This window comes from Rothia amarae (assembly GCF_014705945.2).
Lineage (GTDB): Bacteria > Actinomycetota > Actinomycetes > Actinomycetales > Micrococcaceae > Rothia > Rothia amarae.
The window spans coordinates 2313080-2338414 of record NZ_CP061538.1 but is presented as its reverse complement, the minus strand read 5'-3'; the positions used below and the strand labels follow the sequence as shown (position 1 = coordinate 2338414).

Genomic DNA, 25335 nt, shown 5'->3' with positions numbered 1-25335 from the left:
TCTGATGATTTTAGCGAACAATGATTTTGAACAAACTCTTCTGTTGCCGGATTTGGTGTGGGAGTTGTTGGGGCAGGCAGGGGCCGCTGGTGAGGCGTGGGTGTCGTTGCCTGAGTCTGTCAGAGCAGATTTACAGCAGGTAGGGATTCTTGATGAGCGCGGGAAACTCACTAGTGGAGGCACACGTATCTTAGGTCTGGTGAGGAGCCCTGCGAGTGAGTTGTCGGTGTGCCAGTTGCATGCTGAGCAGGAGAATGTACTGCGAGTTTCCCTGGGTGAAGAAGAGAGTATTGTGCGCGCGGCGGTCATTGATGATGCTGGGTGTGCTACGGGTGAGTTTATTTTTTCGCGGACGACGCATGAGAATGCGTTGCAACATGTCTTGTCGTGGGTGTCTCTTCCAGCGGTGGGCGTGCCTGAGGTGAGGGATGCGAGTTTTTCAGCTGAGGTTTTGAGTGCGGGGGTTTTTGATGAGTCTGCTCGTGGGTGGCGGGTGAATTGTAGTGCTTTGCCGGGTGGGGTTCATATTTTTTTCCGTGAGGGTTGGTTGTGGAGGTTGAAAGGTTCTTCTGAGGGGAGTGGTTCGGGCTCGGTGTGGGAAGTAGAGGCTGAGGATAGTTTGTCCTTGAATCTGTTGTTGCATTATGTGTGGGGTCGGTGTGTGGGTGAGTTGGACCAGGGTTAGCGGGGGTGCCCCGGTGGGTGGATGCCGCGTTAGAACAGTCTGGTGTAGAAGAAAACAAGTAAGGAAAAGAGCTCACAATGGCTGATCTGAGATTTAGTTATGAGTTACTACAAAACCTGATTGACACGTTCAAAGATGTCAAAGGTGTTTTTGAAGGCTATGGTTCTTCCACCGTGGGATCTATCGGTAGTGATGATCCGGTGGCGCATCATCACGCCGATGCAGTCAAAGGCCAAGAAGACCAGTTGATGAGCGCGATGGTGACTGCGTTGGGGAATGCTCAAGAAGGTTCGCAGGCTGTGTTTGATGATTTTAAAGCTACCGATGGCGCTGGGGAAGGGAAATAAAGGACATGAGTACTCGACCTTCTGATTGGAGCCCGTTGACCGGTGGGGATCCGTGCCCTGGTGATCCTGAGGCGTATAGCGCGGTGATCCAGCATTGGGGTGATCGTGCCTCAGATGCTCAAGGTCAAGCGGCGAAGTTGGCTTCGATTGTCAGTAATGATGCTGAGTCGAATCGTGTTCGTCGGGTGGAGCAAGTTGCCGCTGAGGGCAAGGCTGCGTTGGAGTCTATGGCGCGCACTTTTGATGAGGTTCAGGAGCTTTTGCGGGGTTGGCAGAAGGATCTGGGCGAGATGCAGACTCGTGCTGATGAAGCTTTGGCTAAGGCGCAGGATGCTCATGCGACGGTGGAGGATTCTTCGGCTCAGATGGGTGCGTTGGGCGCATTTGCTGCTGGGCAGAAGAAGCAGGATGAGCAGGGACGGGCGAAGAAGGCTTTGTTGATGCAGGAGATGGCTGCTGCTCAGGCAACAATTGATGCGGCGCAACAGGTGGTGGATGATCTGCGGGGTGAGTATGAGCGGAAGTCTTCTGCTGTGGTGGGGGCGTATGTGTTGAGTGTGTCGGGGTTGTGGTCGGTGGATGGGAAGTCCTCTGCTGGTGGTTTTGGTGTGTCGGTGGCGGATGTGAAGGATACGCTGCTGGGGAATTTGTCGGAGTCGAGGGCACGGGAGCTGGTGGATGCTGCTGCTCATGCTGGTGATGGGCCGGGTGAGTATGAGGCGTATTTGGAGCTTTTGGCTGGTACTGATGCGGGTTCTTTGGTGGAGTTTTTTTGGTGAGCATCCGGAGTTGGCGCGGTATCCGTTGGCAGGTACAGGCGATACAGTGCTGGATACGACCATGGCTACTAAGTGGTGGGGCGAGTTGGGTGCTGATCAGCAGCAGGCTTTGGTGCAGAATGCTTCTGGTGTGGTGGGTAATTTGAATGGTGTGCCCTACGGTGTGCGGGATGAGGCTAACCGGGCTTTGCTGGAAGATTTGAAAGGGGATGAGTCCTTAACCCCAGGGACTCAACAAGCTCTTGAGCAGCTAAGCAGTGCATCTCAAGGTGAAGATAAATTCATTATTACTTTAGATATTTCGCCTCTGAAAAAGGAGGATGGGATTGACACAAATGATGTTCGTGCTGCTGTGTCAGTGGGGGATTTGGATACAGCGAAGAATACTAGTTTTGTCGGTCCGGGTATGGGTAATGATTTGGCGGCTGGTGCAACGACTCAGGTTCAGGTCGCAAAGAATATTCGGAACCAACAAGCACATGTAGCGGACAGATCTAAAAATGATTTTGCCGTGGTGGCTTGGCTCGGGTACGACGCTCCAGATCTAACAAAAACTATAAATCTAGATGCGTCGCGGGCCCATCGTGCGGATCAAGGTTCCCCTTATTCCATCACCACCCAACCTTCCCAAAGTGTTCTTCAACCAGACTTGGCCCAGCAAGGAGCAAGAGATTTCGCGCGTGCTGTAGATGGGTTTAACGTGACCCGCACGCTCTCTTCTACTTCTGGTGAATCGATTTCAGTTGACGCTGTGAGGAATGCTTCTGAGGATCAACGGCGAGATTTCTTTAACGTACCGGATGTAGATGTTATTGGGCATTCTTATGGGACGACTATGGTGGGTGAGGCTCTGCCTCAGTTGAAGACGTCAGTCAATAGTGTGGCTCTGGTGGGATCAGCAGGCTTGACTCCCGAGGCTATAGCTGCCGGGAATGCCGGTAAATTCCCTATTGATAAAGGTTCTGATGGGCAAGAGAATCTGTATTTCACTCACGCTCAACGTGATATGACTGCCCCTACTGGTTCTGTGCCGTCAGGCCGGAAGACCCCGGATCAGTTGTCTTTTGCGAAAGAGTTTTCTGCTGAGGGTGGTGTGGATGGGGAGGGCAAAGTGTATGTGCCTACTCATGCTCATGGAGCTTTGGCCGGTAATTTTGGTGAGGCGGGGTATTTTGCGGAGAATACGAGTTCTTTGACGATGGTGGCTTTGGCGACCACTAGATCCAAGGGTGGAACGCTGCCGGAGTTGATACGTGATGAGCGTCCTTATATTCCTGGTGCTTATATGAATGGTTATGCTTTGCCTTATAGCGATGAACAACTGGCTGCTGATGCTTCGTTGCGTGCCAAGGTTATGGCGGAGCAGGAGTTGAGGCCGGAGGATGTTTATCGGTATTCGAAGGATTCTCGGTGAGAGGTTGGTTTGTGATGAAAAAGTTTGTAATGGTGTTAGGTGTGGTGTTGTTGATGGTGCTTTCAGGTTGTGCATCTGCTGAAGAAAAGCGTGCAGAGTTGCAGAGTGAGTTTAATTCTTTGCTGAAACTGACTATCGATGGGTCAGGGATTGACCCAGATTTATTTACATATACGAAGAATAAGTCAATTGATTATCAAGCTGTATCTGATGGTTCGTATGCTCCCCTTGAAGCATGCGATTACATTGGCAATGGAAAAAATAAGTGGGTACTCAGAAGCGATCTTGAGTATATGACTTCCCATACGGCTGAGGAAGTGAAAGCTAAAAGTGAGCATATGCGTCAGGTATGGGCCGACCAGGGGCTCGAAGTGCGTGATGTTGCTGCCGTGAACGGCATGATTCAGATTGCGGTGGATACTGATTCGGGGTTGACGATGGGCTATGTTGTATCGTCGTCTAAGGAGGCTATTAACGTTTCATCGACGTGTACGGCGGATTTGGATCCCGACAAGCAGTAAGTACTTGGGGACACGGACACGTTTAGACGGTCTTGCAGCCCGCGATTTTTGAATTTCTAGAAATCTTTTTGAGGTTCTTACTTTTTCCTCTAGTGGAGTGAAAAGTTGGCTTGTAGCCTCTTTTCTGTAAGTAGATGCTGTCATCTCAGATTTTGAAAAGGCTAGGGCAGGGTAAGAAGACTATGGCTGATTTACGGTTTGATTATGGGCTCCTTCAAGAGCTCATCGACACTTTTGAAAACACTCGTTCCGGTTTTGAGACTCTGGCAGGTTCTACCTGCCCTACCTGCAGCAGTGAGGATCCTGTGGCAGAGCATCATGCCTCAACGGTCAAAGATCAAGAGAAGAAACTGCTTTCTGATGCGGTGACCTCATTTACCCATGCCAAAGATGGCGCCCAGGATGCTTATGATGCGTTCAAGGCTGCCGATGGTGCAGGAGAAGGGAAATAAAGGATATGAGTACTCGACCTTCTGACTGGAGCCCGCTCACTGGTGGGGATCCGTGTCCTGGTGATCCTTCTGCCTGGGATGCCATCGTGGAGTTTTGGGCTCAACGGAGCAGAGATATTGATGGGTATCGGGAGAAGCTGTATCAGCATACTTCTATTGATGCTGAGGGTAAGACCTTTGGCCGGTTAGAGGGCACGTTCTCGGATGGTGCGGGTATGGCCTCTCTGATTTCGTATGAGTTTGAGAAAGCCTCTGATGCTGCCCGTTCCTGGCAGCGTAAGTTGGAGGATATGCAGTCTCGTGCTGATGAGGCTTTGCGTAAGGCGAAGGCTGCGAAGACTGCCCAGGATGATGCTCAAATCAAGGCGGACGGGCTTAGGGCTGAGGCGGCTAAGGATAAGTCACCTGATCCGATTATTGCGGTGAAGCTTCATGGGCTCTTTGGCGGTGGTGGTCTTGAGGATGAGATTGCTGATGCGCAGGCTGATATTGAGGCTGCGCAGAAGGTAGTGGATGATATTCGGGGTGAGTATGCCCGGGAGTCGGCTTCTGCTGTTGGTGGGTATGAGTTGGCATCGGTGGAGGGTATTTATAAAAACACTCCACGAGGGAATCCGTTTAGTAAATCAGTTAACGTTGTCGATTCTTTAGGTATTGAAGAAGCCCAATATCTGAAAATGCTGGAATCTAAAGCTTCTCAGAGCCCTGAAGATTTAGAGAGATATCTAGAAGCTCTGACCGATTTAGAAGCGGATGAATTAAGGGAGTATTTTGCTGGTAATCCAGATGCTGCAAAGTATCCTCTTTTGGTGTCTGAGGAGGCAGTTGAAAATGCTGTAGTTGTCAAGGACTGGTGGGCGGCTCTTGATAAGGAGTACCGTAGCGCTTTGATTGACGCTGCTCCTGGGATGATTGGGAATCTCAACGGTATTTCGTATGGTGCACGAGATAAGGCAAATCGTTGGTTGCTGAAGAGAACTATGGCTGATTCGAGTTTAAATGCTGAAACACAAAAAATCTTAGATGATTTATTCAAGTCTTCAATTGCTAGACCAAAAGAACCGCATCGTTATATAACTAGCCTAGATTTATCAAACCTAAAAAAAGAAAATGAAGATAAATATAGCTATAACAATGTTCTGGCTTCGCTTTCGCTGGGATCTTTAGATGATGCGGATAAGGTCTCTATTGTTGTTCCCGGTATGGCCAATAATGTCTCCAGCATGGAAGATTTAGTTACAGCGGGATTGAATACCTATAACGAACAAAGATTCGCTTTAAAGGACCATGGGGATGAAGACCAAAACATTGCGGTCAACCTCTGGATTGGCTATGAGACACCTCCAGAGGTATGGGTTCAAGCCCAATATCCGGATAAATTGGTTACAGATGTCAATCTAGCCCGTGAAGGCGGTCAGAAATTGGCAGATTATGTCGATGGTCTTAACGCCACTAAATCTGATGTAGCTCCAACGAACCAGACATGTGTTGATCCTGAACAATACAGCGACCCCTTTATATCAATAATTGCTCACTCCTATGGAACTACCACAACCGGTGAGGCTATGAAGCTTTCTGAAACTACTGTGGATAATGTTGTTCTTTATGCTTCTGCTGGTGTGAGTGAAAGCTCGGTGGCTGACTCTAATGTAGGAGATGGCTGGCAGGTGGATCGCGATGAGCAGGGACGGCAGAAAATCTTTTACACGGATTCGATGGAAGACTGGACTGCGCCAGGAGGATACGCTCCGGGCTGGATTGCCTCGGCAATACTGCCTGACTACGCGCGGCGAGTGATTGCTCAGGAATTTCGCTTCACTCCAGAATTTATGAAAGATGCCCAGCGTTTTCAATCAACAGAAGGTATTAGCGCAGATGGTCAGTTCTTTGAGGATGTTGATACTCATAGTCTGGTTGGTGAGGCGGGGGATGAAGGTTTTGCTTATGCGGATACGGTTACTTCGCTCTACGGTAATCGCGCGGCGATGGGGTATTCGGATGACTTAGCTAAGAAGTTCTATGAGCCGTGGTATTTTGAGCAGAATTTCAGGGGTGAACCTGTGATGAAGCGTGTGACCGCTGATGATTTAGTGGATGGGAAAGTTCCTGCTGATGTGATGGAGAAAGTTAAAGCTTCACAAAATACTTCTGAGGCTGACTTGATAAACCTGGGTGAAAGGGAAGGATGAGTATGAGTACTCGGAAGAGTTTTGTTGTGATGGGATCTATTGTTTCGGGGGTATTGATGATGGCAACGGTTACGGGCTGCGGGGATTTTGGTCAGGGTTCGGCTGCTGAGTCTTCGAGTAGTTCTGCGGTTACTGGTAGTGAGATGGAGCGGGATTATCGGAAGGTTACTAAGGGCACTCTTGAGGCTGCTGGTACTGATCCGAAATCTTTCCGGTTCGCTGATGACTCTGATTTCTCTTTTGAAGAATTTGATGCGATAACCCCTGGGTATTGCGGTAAAACTGATGAAGGTGAGGATGAAGGTAATTACCGTCTTACGGTGGAGAATAGTGTGAAGTATTCTGCTGATGAGTATGGGGCTAAGGTGGATGCTGTGTGGGAGTATTGGGAGTCGCTGGGGTTGAAGCCTCAGAATATTCGTCCTTCTGAGAATAGTCGTAGTATTGCTGCGCAGACGAAGACTGGTGGGAAGGTTACGTATTCTGCGGGTAAGTATGGGGAGTTTATTACGTCTGATTCGCCGTGCTCGGTGAAGATTGTGCCGGTGATTGATCGGGATTATGCGCCTCCGAAGTCTAGTAATGAACCAGATTACTAGGCCGATATGAGGGGCAGAAGTAGGACTGTGTTTTCTGTTGAGATCTTATGCGTAAGTTTTCGTTGTGTCTTTGAGGCTTATTCATAAGGGGTAAAAACCAGGAACCCGCCACCAACTAGACAACGGTCCCACCGAAGGCAAAAATGAGCGTTAAATCATCACAAATAACCTCAAGCCAAACCGGAAGAACCGTTGCACAACAAGCGTACAACCGGGCTCACTAGCGCACAATTCGCCACACTCGCCACAGCCCTGAACAAGAACCTTATCTGGAATCAACCAGGCACCAGACCTCGCAAAACCAGCCTGACACAAGCCCTGAAAATTACCCTCATCTATCTACGCCACAACATCACCGAAGACCTCTTAGCTGATATCTTTGATCTCTCGCAAGCCACCGTTTCTAGAATCATCAACCGCATCGAAAGTGCCTTATTGAAGCTGACTGAGTTGAAGGTTCCCGAGCTTGAATCACTCAAGAATGTCCCTGGCTCACTCGTAATAGACGGCACGTTAATTCCCATCTGGAACTGGTCTTCACAAGGGCAAATACTGTTTTCAGGTAAGCACAGAAGAACCGGTTTCAATCACCAAGTCATCTGTACCTTAGACGGGAGATTGCTAGCCATTACCGACCCGGTGCCGGGGGCTAGGCATGATGTTTATGCTTTTCGCTTTCACCAGCTAGGGAGGTTCTTGGGTGAGTCCACTTTGGCAGATAAGGGGTACATCGGGCTGGGGTTGCTCACACTGACTAAACGAAAAGCGGGTGCAAGGATGAGGGCTAGGGTGAAGGAGAATAATCGGAGGATCAATCGGTTACGTTCGGTGGTTGAATGGACGATTGCGCAGGTGAAGACCTGGCGGGTTTTACATACGGGCTTCCGTCGGCCGCTCGGTGTTTATTTGCGGGTGTTTTCTTCTGGTGCGGGCGCTGATTTTCTTTGCGGCTTCGGACCCCTTATGAATAAGCCTCAAAGCAAAAGAAGAACCCAAATTTATTTTAACTGTAGATATTTCTAATACTCTTGTAGATGATAGATCAACCTATAACGATGTGATGGCTGCTGTTTCGGTAGGGGACGTAGATATTGCGTCCAAGACGACGATGATTGTTCCGGGAATGGATAATAACGTGGACGGTAGCATCGGTTCGTTAGTCGAAACAGCTTCTGCCGTGTATAAAGAACAAGATATTCCAGGTGGAGGAAAGCACACAGTTATTGCATGGATAGGTTACGAATCGCCCACACTTGAAGCAACAGAGAAAACACTGACTTTGGGTGAAGGGTCTGTAGCAATGATGGATAAAGCAAGGGATGGCGCCCATAATCTTTCAAGCTTTTATGATGGTTTGAATGTTACTAAATCATCTAATAAAGATATACCTTCCTATGGTGCGGGCTCCACAGATGCTTATAACGATGCTTTTGTGTCTCTTCAAGCTCATTCTTATGGCACGACGTTATCCGCAGAAGCTTTATACCAGTCCCAGACAAAAGTAGATAACGTCGTTCTTTATGACTCAGCCGGCCTAAGTTTGACTGCAATCGAGAAAGCCTACAGGGGGCAGTGGCAAGTAGAAAAGACTAACGAGAAACCGAATATTTTCTATACCGCTGTTAGCCCTAATCAAAGTGTTGTTGCAAAATCTGGAGCATTTCTTGGTGCACGACCTACTCCAGAGGTTTTGCAAGCGGCAGGCGCCCAGTCCTTTAGTTCTAATGGTGGTTTCGATGCTTCTGGTAATTATCTTGAAGATGCGGATGAGCATGGACTGTTTGAAAGGAATGGCAAAGAGGGAGTTGCCGATTATCGGTTTGTGAAGCTCAATGATGGGGATGCGGATGGAATTTTGAGTCCTGGTACGAGTAGTTTGTATTACGGTTCCCGTATCTCGTTAGGTGATTATGCTGTGGTTGGTAAGAAATTGATTAGCCCGATGGTGGTAGGTAATGAGTGGGATCCTGAGAGTGGTTCTTACCCTTATCTGGATGCTAATCGGGACGGGAGGCTTTCTGCTGAGCAGGTGCGTAGGTATGCGCATGAACAAGGTATGGAGTTTTCTGATTTGGTGAATGTTGGAGAAGGTATCCATGAATAATAAAGTGTGGAAGAGTCAGCGGGTAATTATTGGTGTGGTGTTGGTGAGTTCTCTGTTTTTGGGAGGTTGTGCGGTGCATAGTGAAAAGGAAACGGAATCTGGTTCTTCTTCGTCTAGGGTTGATGCGTTGGCGGATGTAAATAAGGATTTTGAGCAGGCGGTATTGGCTACGGTGGAGGCCTCAGGTGTTCCTGCAAACAAGTGGTTTTACACTGGGGGACAGCAGTTTGAGGTTGAAGATTTTAAGAACTATGTTCCTATCGCTGGTTCTTATTGTGGAGACTCTGCGGACAATCAGATGCTCTATAGGAAATCAGTAGTCTTGAAATACGAACGCACTTATTCCACCAAAGAATATCTCAAGATTAGTAATGACATGTGGACGCACTGGGAATCACGGGGGTTGAATCCGTATGAGGTCGGTGCAGATGGGCAGTCGAAGAAGATTGCTTATCAGACTAGTAAAGGTGTTTTGGTTCAGTTTTATGCTGGGAAGACGGGACTGATGATATTAGCCGATACGGAGTGCAATTTACCGAGTCCTGAGCCTTCTCCTTCTGCATCTTAAATTGCACTTATATGACGGGTCTTGTTGTGCGCAAATCAGTAATTGGGTGGCTAGTCCTGGGCACGATGGTGTGTTCTGGGTGTTCTGTGCAGTTCGAGGATGGTGCGGTTAGTTCGGTGTCGGATTCTGGTGCGGAGGTTGATGCTGTGCAGGATGATTTTCGCACGGCGGTTCAAGAAACAGTTAACGCCACAGGGTTAACTGAGGAAGAGTTCAAATATCAGAGCGGGCAGGTGTATTACGCATCAGAGCTTGACGATGATATTGCAGCATTTTCTGGTGTCTGTGGTGGTAACGCTAAAGATGGCTTTGAATATAAGTATTCCGCCCCGGTAGAAGGAAATAAGAAGTACTCTGCTGATGAGTGGGAGTCTCAGTCTGAGAAGATTCGGGCTAAGTGGGAGTCTTTGGGGTGGGAAGTGAAGAACGTTGCTCCGGGGACCAAGGATGCTCCGGGGATTACGATTGGTGCTTCGACTCCTGCAGGGGTGACGGTTTTGTATTCGGTGAGTGAGGGCGGAGTGGACTATATTCGGGTGTATTCGCCGTGTTCTGCTGATATCCCGGCCCCGTCGTCCTCTGCTTCAGCCTCATAGTCATTCGTTTTTCTGGGTTTTCGGGGAAAGATTTTCTTGATGTTTTTCTCTTCGGGGTTCCGCCGTTTTCTGAATGTTTGCGTGGCTGTCGTCATTGCGGTGCTCATGCTTACAGGATGCGGTTCTGTAACTCAGAAGAATAAGGCTATTGAACCTGGTGCTAATGAGATTTTCAAGGAGATGTACTCTGCGGTAGCTGTTGCTGCTAGTGCTAATGGGAATGAGGCGAAGTTTCTATGGATGAATAATACGAAGCCTTTTCCCTATCGAGAAGCATCGTGGGCGGATGTGACTGTTTTTCCCTGCGGGGAAGGAAAGGGAAATCTTGAGCTGAAAGCTACAGCCTATGATCAGAATCTTGGCACTGAGAACTATCAACATCAAATTAATAAAGTTCGACAGGCTTGGGAATCTCGTGGTTTGAAGGTGCGCAACGTAGGTGAGAGTAAGGGTATGTTTCAGATTGCCACCGATTTAGAGCACGGCACTGTGGTGGTTTATACCGCTGGTGTCGGTGGTGAGTCGGTAGAAGCTGATACTGAATGTTTTTCTGGTTTTAAGGGTGATGAGTCTTCGGCTCAGGTTTTCCCGGGCGAGAAGGCATAACGATGGTGGATGAGTATTCTAGCCAGGAGCCTTCGAAGCTAAGCGAAGATAGGGACTCTGCTTCGATTATCCTGTGGTCGCTGGTACTTTTTCTTGCCTCGAGCATAGCGCTAGGGCTGTTGGTGTGGTTGGGTACTGATCAGAATCTTCTGCCCTTGTGCGGGTTACTGATTTTTAGTGCTCTGCTGGGGTTGGGTTTGGCTTTGTTGTATCCGCTTTATGCTGCTTCGGGTAGTAAGGCTGCCGCGGTTGTTTTGACCGTGCTGTATGGTGCGGTGGCGTTGGTAGTGGGTTGGTTCGTGTTGGCGATGCCTGCGTGGGCTTTGTATAGCAACGGGTGTTGTCGTTAGAGCGTCTGAGAATGATGTTGTCAGAGATATCGATTTGGGCTTATCCGCTGGAGTATCGAAGACTAGGCTCAGCAAATATCAGTTTTCAGGAGAGCTTTTCTTTAAAGTTTCATAAAAATCCGCCAACTTTGGGTGTTCCAAACCTAACTTTTGAGTCATTCTCTTATCGACTTGTTTCTTAGGTTGAGAATCTACATACTTTTTCTGCGAACGTAAGGAAAGAATGCCAATTGATTTCATTTTTCGCTTATTGCTTTGATATGGCTGAATACGGGAATATTGAGTAGTGGCTTTATCTTTATGGGCGCATGCCAGCATCTCATCCAATAATTTTGGGGCCCAGCTGAATTCTGAGTCAGGTACAAGATGGAAATGAGATGACCGGCCTAGGAGAGCGCAAATCCAATCAGCAAACTGCGTTGTTCCATAGAGGTGGCTTTCTAGTTGCATAGGTGCCTCCAACACTCGTTTGACTGAGTTTGTTGATGAAGAAGCATAAATAAAACTTGCACATACCGATAGTGATTCTTCGCGCGTTTTCGTATCCACCGAATCGAGAAAAATTAAAACATCTTCATCCAGACTGTCTGCGTAGCCAGCTATCTCCTTGATAATTTGGCGGAGCACGTGATTGCTTCTATCCGTTGTACTTTCGCCTGTTTCAGCTTTAGACCCAACAGGTTTAATCTGACCTACAAAGACGACTCTTCCATGCAGCCGATAAAGTTTTCTAAAAAGACGCTTCATGGCAGGACGAATCTCATCCCCGTATTTTTCCATGTTTCTGGTAGTTAAAAGTGAGGCGCCTTTTTTCTCCCATCGCTTGGGATGTTTGCCTGACTGTTCAATCTCATATGCAAGCAAATTGCTTTTGACGGATTCAAAAAAAGCTCCCAGCGGCCTCACGTTATGAGCAGGAATTATAAATCCGGAGTAACCAAAGACCGGATGGTCTTTAAACTTCTCATGGCGGGAGGAGATGTAGGGACCGATATGTCCAAATTCGTCGATATAAGCAAGAAGCATAATCTGAAGATAGCACAAGAGCCCGTGCATAGACGGGCTCTCGGAAAGGCGCTTCAGTTGCTCAGAACTTGCTACCAATATGAACTTTAAAGCTATTTATATAAGAAGTCAATCATATTTTTCTCGTCCCTTTAGACAGAGGGCAATGTTGTCCAGTCGCGGCTCGTGATTACTGGGAAACTAGGGGCGGCTAAGGATCTTATCGTCATGAGGATTGAAATTATCCTCGATATGCACTGGGTTTTGTTCCTTTGTTGCGTTGTTCCCAGTTTCGGGAAAATTTGCTTTTTGCTTCGGGAAAGCTTTACCGAATCCCTCAAATAGGGAGGCAGGATCCTTGCTATACCGGGCTAGTTTTAACCATGCAAACGACCCACCGCGGGTCGTTTGTATCGTACAGAAAAAACGTTTGTATAGAAACACCACCAAGAAAGCCCGATTCAGCAAAACAGCTGAATCGGGCTTTTCTGTATCTAAAAACCACCCAAAACTCATTAAAAACCGGTTCTCTCTAGATCGAGGCAATAAAAAATGCTTCCCGCCACTGCGAAAAGCATCAAAAAACTCATTTTAGGCATGCCCAACTAAGGACCTGAGGTCTACGAAACCTTCCCTCCCTTTGCCTTATCTGGAGGATCATCACCACGGGTAAAACCAGCAGTACGCTCACGACGACGTAGCGGACGCTTCTGAGGTTGCACGGTTAGTATCCCCCCATCCTGAATAACGCCGTAATGTGCCTGCTGACCAAAAGATCCCTCATATTGTCATCCTTTTTGACCAGTGGGAGGGGTTCCTCAACGGTATCGGAGATAACTGCCAAAGCAGTGTGGGGCAGGCGGTGCTGGGGTTGCTGCGCGAGGGCGCCTCAGCCGGTATTCACCTTATTATTGCCGGTGATCGTTCTTTGTTGTCTTCGCGCACTAATAGCCTGGTGGAGCATAAGTACTTGTTGCGTTTGGCTGATCGGACGGATTATGCGATGGCTGGTCTGTCCCCGCGTGAGTTGCCGGAGAAGATCGGGTCGGGGCGTGCTTTTGAGTCTGCTACCTCGCGTGAGACTCAGTTTGCTGTGTTGGATGCTGATTTATCCTCACAGGCTCAGGTGCGTGCACTGGGTGTTATCGGGCAGAAGGCTACCCAATCGCAAGGCGGGGTGGATTTGGTGCATGTCCCGGCTGTTTTCAAGGATTTGCCGGTGAAGGTTTCTTATCCCCAGGTTCTTTCTGCCGCAGGGGGTGCAAGTGCGCTGGTGCCCTGGAGACCTGTGTTGGGTATCGGGGGTCAGGATGTGGGGCCGGTGTCGGTGGATTTGATGGATATCCCGACTTTTATTGTGGGTGGTTCTACCCGGTCGGGTAAGTCTACTGCTTTGGTGGCTTTGACGCGGTCGTGCTTGGATGCGGGGGTGCCGGTGGTGTTGATGACTCCGTTGCGTTCGCCGTTGCGTGAGCTTGCTGCTCATCCGTCTGTGGTTGCCTCGTATGCTGGTGCTGATATTACTGCTGAGGTGGTGCGTGAGGTGCTGGCGATGGAAAACATTTTGCTGGTGGTTGATGATGCTTCGGCGATCACGGATTACCCCGTCACTGATGAGTTCAAGAAAATTGGTGCTGCCTTGAACAACAACGGTTTACGGGTGATTGCTGCTGATGGTTTGGATGAGTTGGATCGGGTGGGTGCTTTGTCGTGGATGAATGAGTTGGTCAAGCGTCGTCATGGTGCCCTGTTGGATCCGGCCTCTATTTTTAGTGGTAAGCCTTTTGGGTTGGCCTTGAATCAGGAGATTTTGGGCCAGGTGCGTCCGGTGGGGCGTGCTTTGGTGAATGTTGGTGATGGCCAGGTGACGTCGGTGCAGGTGGCGTCTGGTGGAGAGGTTTTCTGATGCGTTTTTCTAAGTTGTATACGGTGCTGGGTTTAACCGGTGCTACGGCGCTGGGTATATCTGGTTGCGGTGCAGATACTGAGATAGTGAGTGCTTCTGAGTTGGAGTCTGCTGGTGTTTCAGCGGTGAAAGCTCAGACTGGTGAGGATTCTCAGATGGATTGCGGCGCAGCGGAGGTGAAGGTTGAGGTGGGTGCTTCAGCTACCTGTGAGGTGGTTGTGGGGCAGGAGGAGTCTGCTCGTTCTGCGCAGGTGAGTATTTCTTCTCTTTCTGATGATGGGTATGCGGTGGATGTGGTGTTGGTTCCTGGTTGGGAGTCGGAGACACCGCCGGTGAGTGCTTCAGATGTGAAAGCGCAGGTGGAGCAGACATTGAAGAGTGAGTTGAAGGTTGCTCCTTCGGTGGTTTGTGGTGATTCTTTGCCGCGGCAGGTGGGTGCTAGCACGGCGTGTCAGGTGAGGTTTGTGGGGGAGGATGAGCCGCGTTCTGCTGTGGCGGTGGTGAAGAGTGTTTCTGATCAGGGCGTGCCGTCGTTGGATGTGAAGCTTTCTCCGTCGGTGGCGGATGAGCCGTTGTCGGATAGTCGGGGTTCGGTGGCTGGTGTGGTTGCTGATGCTTTGGAGGGGCAGCTGGGTGAGAGGCCGAAGGTTGATTGTGGTGGTGGGTTTGTGGTGTTGAGGGAGGGGCAGGGGCTCTCGTGTTCGGTTTCTTCTGTTGCGGGTGAGGTGTTGGGTGAGGCACAGGTGGTGCTGCGTGATGTTTCAGGCGGCTCATACTCCGTGGATGTCACCATGCAACACAGCGATCCAAATCCCTAGAAGGATTACTTATCTTTACCCCTCCAATGTTCTACCCCTTAGCTTTACCGAGACTTTTTAGAAATAAAGGAATGAATTTTCATGACCTCCCTCAAACTTTCCTCTGAAGACTTCAACTCCTGGAACACCAGCGCCCAAGACGCCTTACGAGCCCTGGAATCCCTCGGCGGGACACCTAGCGGTGACTACGGCGAGGCCACCGCTACTATCACCGGAGAAAACAGCACCTGGTCAACCCGTGTAGAAACCACCCACCAAGAAGTCAGCACCCTTAAAGAAGCCATCACCACGGTACAAACCAACATGAAAGAGGCCGATCAGGCAGGAGGCAAATAAATGAGCGGAGAAAACTGGGGAGCCCTCGGCGGTGAACAATTTAAAGGGGACCCGCAAGCTTTCCAAACTCTCTCCACGTATTGGGGTGATGTTTCGAAAGCTTTTGACCCTATCAAGAAACCAGACACAGATGCCCTCGGTGTGGCTGCTAGAAATTTTGATTCTGCCCTGGGGGAGATGGAGTCGGCTTTTGGCAAGGCAAAAGAAACTGCTGGATCTTTAGAGCAGCTGTGTAAGGGGTGGGCTGATCAGCTTCAACAGCTTCAGGATTCAGCGGCGAAGCTTGCGCGAAAAGCAGGAGATGCTCAGCAAAGTATTGATTCTCACCGTAGGACACTTGAGGGTCTGAGTAAGGACGATAAAAAGGGCGGTGGGAAAGAGAAGTCACTACGGGAAGATATTGCTGATGCCGAATCTGATCTGAAGGCAGCTCGGTTTGATTTTGAGCAGCTCAAGGTCAGTCATGATCAGTTGGAGAAATCTTTCCAAGGCTCGTATGTGGCGCCTGAGTTTTCTTCGGTCACCGCGCAGACGACTTCTCATAGTTCCTTGGGTAGGAGGTTCGCTGCTTGTATTGGGCAGGTTGAACAGGCTCACCCTGAGTTGGGGTCGGTTCTGGAGTTTACGCGTTCGATGCTTCCTTTTGAAGATGATGGGAGTATCAAGTCTTCTTTCTTCTATAACGATTTATTGTTTGCTCATATTGGTGGGGTGGAGAAAGCTCTTTCGTCCTTCCGGCTGGGGCTGGGGCCTGGTTCTGGTGCGGGTTCCTCGAAGATGTTTGCGAAGTTGACGGGTTTTGAGGGAGATGTGTATTTCCCGAACCCTTTGAAGGAGAAGCTGAAGCTGACCTCTGGATTTATTGGGTCCAAGCTTCAAAAGATGGATCTTGAAGGTGTCTTTAAGAACGTTCTGGATGGCAATGTTGAGCACTTGGATGATTGGACGAAGTCGCTAGTAGGTAATACTGATGAGTTGGCTGCGGGGATGGCGTCTTCTGTTCGGGGGATGTTCCCCAAGTATTCTTTGCCTATTGATGCGGTGAGTAAGAGTTTTGACCGGTTGGGTGAGTCGAAGAATGTGATTGCCTCTAATGCCAAGGTTCTCTCGGAGAGTGCCGATGGTGCGGTGGGGGCTTTTGCGAAGCATTTGCCGATGGTTGGAAAAGTGGCGAAGAAGGTTCCGTATGTCGGAAATGTCATTAGTGGTGTATCAAACTATTCCGAATATTACGATGAGGATAAGCATGCCTCCTCGTCAGAGGGGGAAAAGCGGGCACGCGCTGCCGGAGCTAGTTTTGCTACTACGGGTTCTGGGATAGTTGGTGGTGCTGCTGCTGGTGCTGCTACGGGGGCTGTGTTGGGTTCAGTGGTTCCTGGTTTGGGTACGGCTGTTGGCGGTGTGGTCGGTGGTATTGCTGGTGGCATTGTTGGTGGCTGGGCTGGTGAAGAAGGAGCCAAAGCTCTCGGAGCAGATGACATATTGGCTGATGCAGCAGGTGGAATTTTTAATACCGTAAAAGGAGTATTCAATTAAATGGTGTCTTTCGAACTACCTTCAGGAATCTTATGGTTATTGCTCATGACGATTATCGGACTTGGTGGGTGGGCAATACTTGGGGGAGGAAAGAACCGCACTTACGCCCTTACCAAAGACCCTTTTTGGATGGATCTTTATTTATTTGCCCTCGGCGGGATGGGTCTTTTATTTCTCTGTATTATTTTTTCTTGGATGATGAACCAAAATGCTTATCTCCAACCATATTCATGGGTTGTTGCTCTTCTAGGATTTGGCGCGGGATGCTGGTTTTTACTCACGTGGACCGGTACTTTCTTCTCGCCTGCTCCTTTCATCGGTCCGCGCCCACGTTGGTGGCGCGAAACCCACCACACCCTCTACGCCTGGACCCGCCACAAAAAACACCACCACATTCACGCCGCCCGACTCTACAGACTCCACACCCGCTCAGCCCCACCAATAGAGCCCATCACCAACATCCGAAAAACCAACCAGCCCTTCGTCACCGAACTCACCGCCTTCACCAACACGCAGACCAGTTTCCAGATGTATCAGGATCAGATCCCCTCCAATCACACCCACCGGTACACTCTGCGCGGAACGATTACTGGGCCTTTTACGTTCACCGGGGAGATCCCTGAAAAATACCTCTGTGCCGAAGACCTCTCTTACCGGAAGTCTATGTATTTCCCGGCCGAGCCGAATCTGGAGCAGACTCGTACGCGCACGGTGGAGTTGTTTGTGGATTTGCATCGGCTCAGTTTTGTGCAGGTTGCGGGTGAGGATTATGTGCGTCGGCATAGTTGGGTGGTTTCTTTTGCCAATGTTTCTTCTGCTGATGTGAAACTGCAGCGCCTGGATTCGGGGCAGTTGCAGATTACTGTGGGTGAGCCTGATTCTGTTTCGGGTCAGTCGTTTGTGTTTGTCTCGGATCAGGGTTGGTGGACGCGCCTGAAGGCTAAGCCTGCCAGGTTAGTGAAGGCTTTGGAATCGAAGCGGTGGTTGCCGGTGACGGCTGGGTCTTTGGTGCGGAAGAATTTCGCCGGGGAACAGGGGCCGGTGGAGGGTTCTGTGGTGCCTGAGCATGGCCAGGGGGAGTATTTTTCTGGCCAGTAACCCTCGGTGACGTGGCGAGAGTTCTGTAGTGATGTGGAGAAAGGGATGGTTATGCAGATGAGGACGTATGTGGAACCCACGAGCGGGGTAAAACTTACAGTTCCTGAGCACTGGGTAGTGGATGTAGGGGCTAATGAGTCTGTTGCTGTGGTTGCTCAGGCAACAGAGGAGTATCTGGCGGGAGTAAACGTGGTGGTCACGGTGGAGGCTCCGCCGGAAGAGCTGCAGGATTTACAGGCTTATACTGCCACCCAAGTGGAGTCCCTGCGGCAGAGGTTCGCAAAGCAAAACTTCGTGCTCTTAGGTGAGCGTGAGTATTTCACGGAAACCGAAGAAGTTTCCTTGGTGGTGCATTCGAGGGTGCAGAACAAGGCTGTGTTGGCGTGTTTTCAGCTTTTTACCCTGGTGGGTGAGGTTGCTACTGCGGTGACGGTAACGGTTCCTTTGGCTTTAGCGGATACCGGGTTTTCGTTGAGTACTCATATTATTCAAACGTTTTCTCCTGCTACTAGGCTGTACCACTTCCCTTTCTATGAGGATTGATTCTGATGATTTTAGCGAACAATGATTTTGAACAAACTCTTCTGTTGCCGGATTTGGTGTGGGAGTTGTTGGGGCAGGCAGGGGCCGCTGGTGAGGCGTGGGTGTCGTTGCCTGAGTCTGTCAGAGCAGATTTACAGCAGGTAGGGATTCTTGATGAGCGCGGGAAACTCACTAGTGGAGGCACACGTATCTTAGGTCTGGTGAGGAGCCCTGCGAGTGAGTTGTCGGTGTGCCAGTTGCATGCTGAGCAGGAGAATGTACTGCGAGTTTCCCTGGGTGAAGAAGAGAGTATTGTGCGCGCGGCGGTCATTGATGATGCTGGGTGTGCTACGGGTGAGTTTATTTTTTCGCGGACGACGCATGAGAATGCGTTGCAACATGTCTTGTCGTGGGTGTCTCTTCCAGCGGTGGGCGTGCCTGAGGTGAGGGATGCGAGTTTTTCAGCTGAGGTTTTGAGTGCGGGGGTTTTTGATGAGTCTGCTCGTGGGTGGCGGGTGAATTGTAGTGCTTTGCCGGGTGGGGTTCATATTTTTTTCCGTGAGGGTTGGTTGTGGAGGTTGAAAGGTTCTTCTGAGGGGAGTGGTTCGGGCTCGGTGTGGGAAGTAGAGGCTGAGGATAGTTTGTCCTTGAATCTGTTGTTGCATTATGTGTGGGGTCGGTGTGTGGGTGAGTTGGACCAAGGGTAGCGGGGTGTCCGGTTAGACAGATGTGGCATTAGAGCAATTTGTTGGTAACGATAGTGCACAGAATATGTAAGGCATGAGAGGAAACGATTGAAATGCCAGACCTAGATTTCAGTTACGACTTACTACAACAACTGATAGATACCTTCAAAACAAGTCACCGTAGCATGGAACAGCTTGCTGGATCATTAGCTCCCTCAAGCGCTAGCGAGGACCCGGTAGCAGCACATCACGCGGAGACCGTGAAGGCTGAGGAAGAAAAACTTCTAGTGGATGCTTCAACCTCACTTTCCAACGCGCAAGAAGGCGCACAAATTACCTATGACACTTTTAAAGAAGCAGACGGCACCAGCAACCCAGGCCCAGTAGGAACACTAGGCGCTGTCGCGGCCCAAGCTCAAAAATCTTAATCCTCCATCCGTTATCTACTAGCTATAACGTCAGCATTACCTCTCTTCCCCCCATAGTATTGACAAGATTTGAAAGTGATACATCATGAGTAATCGCCCTTCTGACTGGACACCTTTAACTGGCGGCGACCCCTGCCCTGGGGCCCCGGATGCGTGGACTCCTGTTATCTCTCACTGGGAGAGCCGAGCACAAGATGTTCAAAACTTAGCGAACCAACTGTCTAAAATTACAGCTACTAATGGAGTTTCTCACCGTGTTCAGCGGATGGAAAAAGTGGCTTCCGAAGGGCAAACAGCTCTATCTCATTTTTCTGATGCTTTCACCGCTGCCAGAGAGACATTGAACTCGTGGAAAGGCAAGCTAGCTGATATGCAAGAGCGTGCTGATGCTGCGTTACGTTCAGCTCAGGATGCTCATGCCAGCCGCGCCGATAGTTCTGCACAGATCAGTACTTTAGGAGCAGTTGCCTCTGCTGCGAAGAAGAAAGATGCTTCTGCTGATGCGAAAAAGCGGCACTTGGTAGAAGAGATGGCTGCTGCTCAACTAGTGATTGACGCGGCTCAGCGGACGGTGGATGGTATTCGTGAGGAGTATGCACGGGAGTCCTCGGCAGCGGTCGAGGCATATAGTCTTCAGCGGGCTGGTACTTGGTCGGTGAATACGCTGTTCGGGGCTGGGGGTAGTTTTGCTCCTTCTGTCAGCGCTGTGAGTGATGAGTTGGGAGGCTTAGGCGATAAGGGGAAGAAGGTGAGTGCCGCTTATGAAAAGGTGCTGAGCGATCCGGAGAAACTTCCTGAGCTATTATCTGAGCTTTCTGATCTTTCTCCGGAGCAGTTGAGTGTCTTTTTTGCTTCTCGTCCGGATTTGGCACTGGTTCCCTTATTCCCTGAGGGCACGAGTGTTGAGAATACTTTTATGGTGAAGGACTGGTGGGGTAACCCATCTGGTGATGGTAAGAGCGGGTTTGCTGGTGAAAAGCTCAGCGATGAGCAGAAGAAGGCTTTGATAGCTGCTGCTCCTGGTTTTGTGGGAAACCTTGATGGTGTTTCGTATGGTGAGCGTGATCAGGCGTTGCGGGGTTTGTTGGATGATTTGCTCTCGGGTAATAAATGGGTTGTTGCTGGAGAGAGCATGGATGCGGATACAAGAACTGCTCTAGAGAATGTAAAGTCTTCGCTTAATAATGATGTCGGTATTACAGATGTTCGTCAGCTGATACAGCTTGATCTGGTTCGAACTCTTCCGAAATACCGGGACAGCAATGCTGATAATAATGTGATGGCTTCCATCTCAATCGGAGATTTAGATGCGTCGCAGAATACTACCTCGGTAATTCATGGCATGGATAATAGCGCTTATGGTTCTATGCCAGCGCAAATGGGACAGGGGCAAAATATATACAATCGACGTAAAACTTACCTCGGTGGCACTCCCCAAGCTGTGATTGTTCGTGCTGGCTATGATGCTCCTCCGACGGTGGGAGAGCAAGCTAAGAATCTTCTGTCCGAGCCGGAATATAAGCCCTATAACGGAGGAGACCTGAATGCTCCTTATTCCTCTTCGGTGCGCCGCCCTGATCTAGCCGAACGCGGAGGGGTGTCCTTGGCTGGGTTTAGTGACGGCTTCTTGGCGACGAAAGCGCCGGATGCGCAGCATCTAAACGATGCGTACTATTCCATCATTGCTCACTCTTACGGGACGACGACAGCGACTGATTCTCTGACCCGGATGCAGAGTAAGGTCGATGATTATGTGGCGGTTGGTTCTGCTGGTGTGAAACAGTCCAATATCGACCAGGCGAATTCCACGGGGCTGGCGGTTGAACGCGGTAGTGATGGTAAACAAAATATTTACTATGCAGCGACAGGTAAAGATTGGACTGCTCCCCTTGGTTTTAAAGGGACGGGAAGTATTAATTATGACTTGAAGCGTGATACTCCGGATAAAATTACCGATGCTACGGCCTTGCAAACTCATGGTGGTTACAGCCTTGATGGTAAGTATTGGGAGGATGTGGATCATCATGGGCTGACTGAAAGTAACGGTTCTGGGTTTATGGATAAGGTGGATGGTTTATCTGATTTTCCGAGAATACCTGGTCCTCAGCAGGGGTATTACACTCCTGGTACGACGAGTTTGGAAATGATTTCTCAAGCTTCTATGGGCAGGGGCGAGAATGCTCAGCGTTTTGTGGAGCCAGTTGACCAGTGGTCGTGGGGGCCGTTTGCGGGTGAGGACTCTGTATCTGGTGATCTTTCTGAGTCGAAGGTGCGGGAGATGATGGCTGAGCAGGGGTTGGCTGAGGATAGTGTTGTGGGTAGTAGGCCTGAGAATTTTGAGAGTAGGTAGTTTGATGCGTCAGCTGGTGGCAAGTTTTGTTTGTGTTTTAGCGTTGTTGGGTGTTTCTGGTTGTTCTATGGATAGTAGTGAGGATAAGGGGAGTTCTATGTCGGATTCGGGTGTAAAGGTTGAAGCTGTGCAGGATGATTTTCGCACTGCGGTTCAAGAGACAGTCAAAGCTACGGGAGTGGGTCCACACTATTTCAAGTATCAAGGTGGACGGCCTTATGAGGCTTCCGAACTTGATAATAATATAGATATATTTTCCGCGGTTTGTGGTGGCAATGCTAAAGATGGTTTTGAATATAAGTATTCTGCCCCGGTAGAAGGAAATAAGAAGTACTCTGCTGATGAGTGGGAGCCTCAGTCTGAGAAGATTCGCGCAAGATGGGAGTCTTTAGGGTGGGAAGTGAAGAACGTTGCTCCGGGGACCAAGGATGCTCCGGGGATTACGATTGGCGCTTCGACTCCTGCAGGGGTGACGGTTTTGTATTCGGTGAGTGAGGGCGGAGTGGATTATATTGATATTTCTTCGCCGTGTTCTGCTGAGATTCCTGCCCCGTCGTCTGCATCAGCTTCATAGTCATTCGTTTTCCTGGGGCTTCGGGGAAAGGCTTTCTCTTCGGGGTTCCACCGTTTTCTGATTGTTTGCGTGGCTGTCGTCATTGCGGTGCTTGTGGTGACAGGATGCGGTTCTGTGACTCAGAAGAATGGGGCTGTTGAGCCTGATGTTAACGAGATTTTCAAGGAGATGTACTCTGCGGTAGCTGTTGCTGCTAGTGCTAATGGGAATGAGGCGAAGTTTCTATGGATGAATAATACGAAGCCTTTTCCCTATCGAGAAGCATCGTGGGCGGATGTGACTGTTTTTCCCTGCGGGGAAGGAAAGGGAAATCTTGAGCTGAAAGCTACAGCCTATGATCAGAATCTTGGCACTGAGAACTATCAACATCAAATTAATAAAGTTCGACAGGCTTGGGAATCTCGTGGTTTGAAGGTGCGCAACGTAGGTGAGAGTAAGGGTATGTTTCAGATTGCCACCGATTTAGAGCACGGCACTGTGGTGGTTTATACCGCTGGTGTCGGTGGTGAGTCGGTAGAAGCTGATACTGAATGTTTTTCTGGTTTTAAGGGTGATGAGTCTTCGGCTCAGGTTTTCCCGGGGGAGAAAGCATAGAAGATAATGAGTTAGGTTGATTTGTGTATGCGGTCTCTGCGGGGGCTTTGTATAGCAACGGGTGTTGTCAATGACTGAACACCTTCAGTAGAGAATCACACGCCCCATTTTTAGGCCGTCATAAAGCTAGATCCCCCAGTGCGTAGCAAGAAGATAAATTCTATGAAAATTTCCCCTAGGCGAGAATCAAAGACCCTTGGTCATCGGATTCTTAATATCCTTATCCTTATTTTTTCAGTCATTCTCGTGTTGGAAGCTCTTGCGGTAGTGTACGTACTCTTTGAAGCGAATCGGTTAGAAAAGCGCGAGAACGAACTTCGGGGAATTACTCATCAACACATGAGTATGGTTTTTGTCCCCTCAGAATCTCTATCCATTTTTTATTAAGAGGCAGAGTGTAGTTCGTGATGAGTAAAACCATTAAAACTGTGATTGCTGTCATCCTCGGTATTCTTGTGGTGATCAGCATTATCCCTGTCTTCTCTTTTGTTGCCTGGGGTGGGTACTCCAATTCTGAAGCTGAGAATAGAATTATGCGGGCAGAGCGTGAGAGTGAACTCAATAGTCAGGTTAGTTCTCACTTGGATGAGTCATTTTTCTCTAAGATGCAGTACTGGTCAAATGGTTATGAAGACTCAATTAGTCTTGAGTTAATTTTGACTCAGGAGACGGTAAATGATCCTGCTCAGCTGGTTAGCGCAATTAATTCTTTACGTTCTGATGTGCCAGCATCTTATTATTATGACCTTGAGATGCCTGATGGGAAGTTGATTGAGTTCAGCTTTCATAAAGGAGTCTCGGGGGAGAATTTGACGGCGCAGATGTTGGAGGATGCTTTTAAGGCAGAAGGCGCTATGGTGCGGGATCGGTTGGTTGTCAGTGTTGATACTTCGACGGGAGAAGTCTCGCCGGGTTCAGCTGGTTAGGGGTTCGGGAAAATCTGCTTTTTGCTTCGGGAAAGCTTTACCGAATCCCTCAAATAGGGAGGCAGGATCCTTGCTATACCGGGCTAGTTTTAACCATGCAAACGACCCACCGCGTAAAGCCCCGATTCGAAAGGATCGGGGCTTTTTTGTTTCAAAAATTTGGGGGTCGAGGTACCAGATGGGTGAGCGAGATACCGTTTTAAAACGGTATCTCGCTCACCTTTCTAGTACTTGACATGGGGTGTTGTGAGCGGGGCAGCGTTTTATGGCGAATACCCCCTAGGGCTGCGCCATAAGAGAGACAGGGCGCTCTTTACTATTAACAAGAAGCTTCTTTTTGACAGTTGAAAACCCGCGCTTTTGAAAGTACCCCCTATTCCCCCGGTGCACGCGGCGTGAAACAGAAGCGATCATTGCATTTCCCCTGCAACAAAGGTGGGAGAGTTGAGCCGTAGCTCCTCTCCCACCTTTATCTTTATGAACTGGAGAAAGCGTTATTTCTCTACAACGTCAGGAGTAATTTTTGCCGTGAAGTAACCGGTGGTAGCAGCTAAGCTAGGACTTCGTACCGAGGTGTACAGGGCGGTGGATTCGTTTAGTAGATACCGTCGGGTGAAATTGCCCCTTTGTTCTTGTCCTTAAGGACGCTGGAATCTACTGGCAAAGTCTGAGAAAGGGACGCGCCATTCACAGCAGTTACCACAATTTTGTTGGTAATACGGTTAACGCCAGCTAGACCGTCTCCAAAACTGAACAAAATATCAGGCAATGCGTTACCGCCGGTTGCGAGGGGCGGAATGGACGTGCCTGCAGGAATCGTCCATGTAAAAGTAGTGGTGCGGGTAGCTGCGGTGTAAGTCCTGGTACCGAGGGTTCCGTTTGAGCTACCAATGATGAAGCTACGCTGGGTCGTCGTATTGGTATTGAGGCCTATGACGTTGATGGTGAGAGTCACTGGCTTGGTGAGGGTCTGAGTGGAGCCGTTGCTCGTTCCAAAGTTCAGGTAAACCGAGTTCTGCCATCCATTAGCTCCCCCGCCTCCATCAAAGTTGACGGCGAAAATACCGGAAGCTGCATAAGCGGGAACAGCGGCAGAGGCGATAACAACGGGAACAGACCACGCTGCGCCAGTAAGAGTTTGACGTCGAGAAATATTCACAAAAAATCCTAGGGAAAACTAAAGCTCCTGTTTGAGAGTAGCCTCGGGGGAAATACTGAACAGAGCGTACTAAATAAAAGAAAACCTGCATAGGGTATTGTGAGCGGTTCCGCTCGATAACTTACTCATTCAATGGAAGAAAGCCCCGAAGCTCTCAAGAAAATTTGAGCTCCGGGGCATATCTCGT

The 25335-nt window shown here is 49.4% G+C and carries 28 protein-coding genes; 26 read left to right on the top strand and 2 right to left on the bottom strand.

From position 1 onward, the window contains the following. Positions 1-4 precede the first annotated feature (4 nt). From IDM48_RS10885 to IDM48_RS10820, 14 genes are all read left to right on the top strand, one after another. Positions 5-685 (top strand): hypothetical protein, encoded by a 681-nt coding sequence (locus IDM48_RS10885; protein ID WP_190617396.1) that lies wholly within the window; start codon positions 5-7, stop codon positions 683-685. Between the two features lie 77 nt (positions 686-762). Further along, positions 763-1032, top strand: a complete 270-nt coding sequence (locus IDM48_RS10880; protein ID WP_190617433.1) for a hypothetical protein — start codon at positions 763-765, stop codon at positions 1030-1032. A gap of 5 nt (positions 1033-1037) precedes the next feature. Continuing rightward, positions 1038-1811 carry a hypothetical protein gene (locus IDM48_RS10875; protein ID WP_190617431.1) on the top strand — a complete coding sequence of 258 codons (774 nt, stop codon included), beginning with the start codon at positions 1038-1040 and terminating at the stop codon, positions 1809-1811. A 61-nt stretch (positions 1812-1872) separates the two neighbouring features. Beyond that, on the top strand, positions 1873-3225 hold the full coding sequence (locus tag IDM48_RS10870) for an alpha/beta hydrolase (RefSeq protein ID WP_190617429.1): 1353 nt from the start codon (positions 1873-1875) through the stop codon (positions 3223-3225). 14 nt (positions 3226-3239) lie between these two features. Continuing rightward, entirely contained in the window at positions 3240-3746 is a 507-nt protein-coding gene (locus IDM48_RS10865) for a hypothetical protein (RefSeq protein ID WP_190617427.1), read from the top strand. A 134-nt stretch (positions 3747-3880) separates the two neighbouring features. After that, entirely contained in the window at positions 3881-4198 is a 318-nt protein-coding gene (locus IDM48_RS10860) for a hypothetical protein (protein ID WP_190617425.1), read from the top strand. 5 nt (positions 4199-4203) lie between these two features. Further along, complete coding sequence (locus IDM48_RS10855) at positions 4204-6387, top strand: alpha/beta hydrolase (protein WP_190617423.1); 2184 nt, start codon at positions 4204-4206, stop codon at positions 6385-6387. A gap of 2 nt (positions 6388-6389) precedes the next feature. After that, complete coding sequence (locus IDM48_RS10850; protein ID WP_190617422.1) at positions 6390-6986, top strand: hypothetical protein; 597 nt, start codon at positions 6390-6392, stop codon at positions 6984-6986. 192 nt (positions 6987-7178) lie between these two features. Further along, a complete protein-coding gene (locus IDM48_RS10845) occupies positions 7179-8009 on the top strand; it encodes a transposase family protein (RefSeq protein ID WP_190617420.1) in 831 nt (276 codons plus the stop codon). A gap of 37 nt (positions 8010-8046) precedes the next feature. Next, a complete protein-coding gene (locus IDM48_RS10840) occupies positions 8047-9090 on the top strand; it encodes an alpha/beta hydrolase (protein WP_238398085.1) in 1044 nt (347 codons plus the stop codon). Further along, entirely contained in the window at positions 9083-9658 is a 576-nt protein-coding gene (locus IDM48_RS10835; protein WP_190617417.1) for a hypothetical protein, read from the top strand. Before IDM48_RS10840 ends, IDM48_RS10835 begins: the two co-directional genes overlap by 8 nt. Before the next feature lie 11 nt (positions 9659-9669). Continuing rightward, on the top strand, positions 9670-10254 hold the full coding sequence (locus IDM48_RS10830; RefSeq protein ID WP_190617415.1) for a hypothetical protein: 585 nt from the start codon (positions 9670-9672) through the stop codon (positions 10252-10254). A 36-nt stretch (positions 10255-10290) separates the two neighbouring features. Then, entirely contained in the window at positions 10291-10860 is a 570-nt protein-coding gene (locus IDM48_RS10825) for a hypothetical protein (RefSeq protein ID WP_202939882.1), read from the top strand. 2 nt (positions 10861-10862) lie between these two features. Next, positions 10863-11210, top strand: coding sequence for a hypothetical protein (locus IDM48_RS10820; RefSeq protein WP_190617411.1), 348 nt, complete (start codon positions 10863-10865; stop codon positions 11208-11210). 78 nt (positions 11211-11288) lie between these two features. On the opposite strand, the gene IDM48_RS10815 is transcribed toward IDM48_RS10820, so the two are convergent. Continuing rightward, positions 11289-12314, bottom strand: coding sequence for a DUF3800 domain-containing protein (locus IDM48_RS10815; protein WP_190617410.1), 1026 nt, complete (start codon positions 12312-12314; stop codon positions 11289-11291). Between the two features lie 658 nt (positions 12315-12972). Between IDM48_RS10815 and IDM48_RS10810 the strand changes: the two genes are divergently transcribed. From IDM48_RS10810 to IDM48_RS10755, 12 genes are all read left to right on the top strand, one after another. Continuing rightward, positions 12973-14121: a hypothetical protein gene (locus tag IDM48_RS10810; protein WP_190617406.1), complete on the top strand. Its 1149-nt coding sequence runs from the start codon at positions 12973-12975 to the stop codon at positions 14119-14121. Then, positions 14121-14939 carry a hypothetical protein gene (locus IDM48_RS10805; RefSeq protein WP_190617404.1) on the top strand — a complete coding sequence of 273 codons (819 nt, stop codon included), beginning with the start codon at positions 14121-14123 and terminating at the stop codon, positions 14937-14939. Before IDM48_RS10810 ends, IDM48_RS10805 begins: the two co-directional genes overlap by 1 nt. Before the next feature lie 81 nt (positions 14940-15020). Next, the gene (locus IDM48_RS10800) at positions 15021-15275 is read left to right on the top strand and encodes a hypothetical protein (RefSeq protein WP_190617403.1); all 255 of its coding nucleotides are present in this window, start codon (positions 15021-15023) and stop codon (positions 15273-15275) included. Beyond that, positions 15276-16811, top strand: coding sequence for a hypothetical protein (locus tag IDM48_RS10795; protein WP_190617401.1), 1536 nt, complete (start codon positions 15276-15278; stop codon positions 16809-16811). After that, entirely contained in the window at positions 16812-17909 is a 1098-nt protein-coding gene (locus IDM48_RS10790) for a hypothetical protein (protein ID WP_190617399.1), read from the top strand. Positions 17910-17954: 45 nt separating this feature from the next. After that, positions 17955-18452: a hypothetical protein gene (locus IDM48_RS10785; protein WP_190617397.1), complete on the top strand. Its 498-nt coding sequence runs from the start codon at positions 17955-17957 to the stop codon at positions 18450-18452. A gap of 5 nt (positions 18453-18457) precedes the next feature. Continuing rightward, a complete protein-coding gene (locus IDM48_RS10780) occupies positions 18458-19138 on the top strand; it encodes a hypothetical protein (RefSeq protein ID WP_190617396.1) in 681 nt (226 codons plus the stop codon). A gap of 92 nt (positions 19139-19230) precedes the next feature. Beyond that, positions 19231-19545: a hypothetical protein gene (locus IDM48_RS10775; protein ID WP_190617394.1), complete on the top strand. Its 315-nt coding sequence runs from the start codon at positions 19231-19233 to the stop codon at positions 19543-19545. A gap of 85 nt (positions 19546-19630) precedes the next feature. Beyond that, positions 19631-21895 (top strand): alpha/beta hydrolase, encoded by a 2265-nt coding sequence (locus IDM48_RS10770; protein WP_190617392.1) that lies wholly within the window; start codon positions 19631-19633, stop codon positions 21893-21895. 97 nt (positions 21896-21992) lie between these two features. Further along, a complete protein-coding gene (locus tag IDM48_RS10765) occupies positions 21993-22469 on the top strand; it encodes a hypothetical protein (protein WP_151148109.1) in 477 nt (158 codons plus the stop codon). A gap of 114 nt (positions 22470-22583) precedes the next feature. After that, the gene (locus tag IDM48_RS10760; protein WP_202939881.1) at positions 22584-23063 is read left to right on the top strand and encodes a hypothetical protein; all 480 of its coding nucleotides are present in this window, start codon (positions 22584-22586) and stop codon (positions 23061-23063) included. Positions 23064-23467: 404 nt separating this feature from the next. Then, positions 23468-23989, top strand: a complete 522-nt coding sequence (locus tag IDM48_RS10755) for a hypothetical protein (RefSeq protein WP_190617389.1) — start codon at positions 23468-23470, stop codon at positions 23987-23989. Between the two features lie 595 nt (positions 23990-24584). Here IDM48_RS10755 and IDM48_RS10750 read toward each other — a convergent pair. Beyond that, entirely contained in the window at positions 24585-25148 is a 564-nt protein-coding gene (locus IDM48_RS10750; RefSeq protein WP_190618791.1) for a hypothetical protein, read from the bottom strand. Positions 25149-25335: the final 187 nt, after the last annotated feature.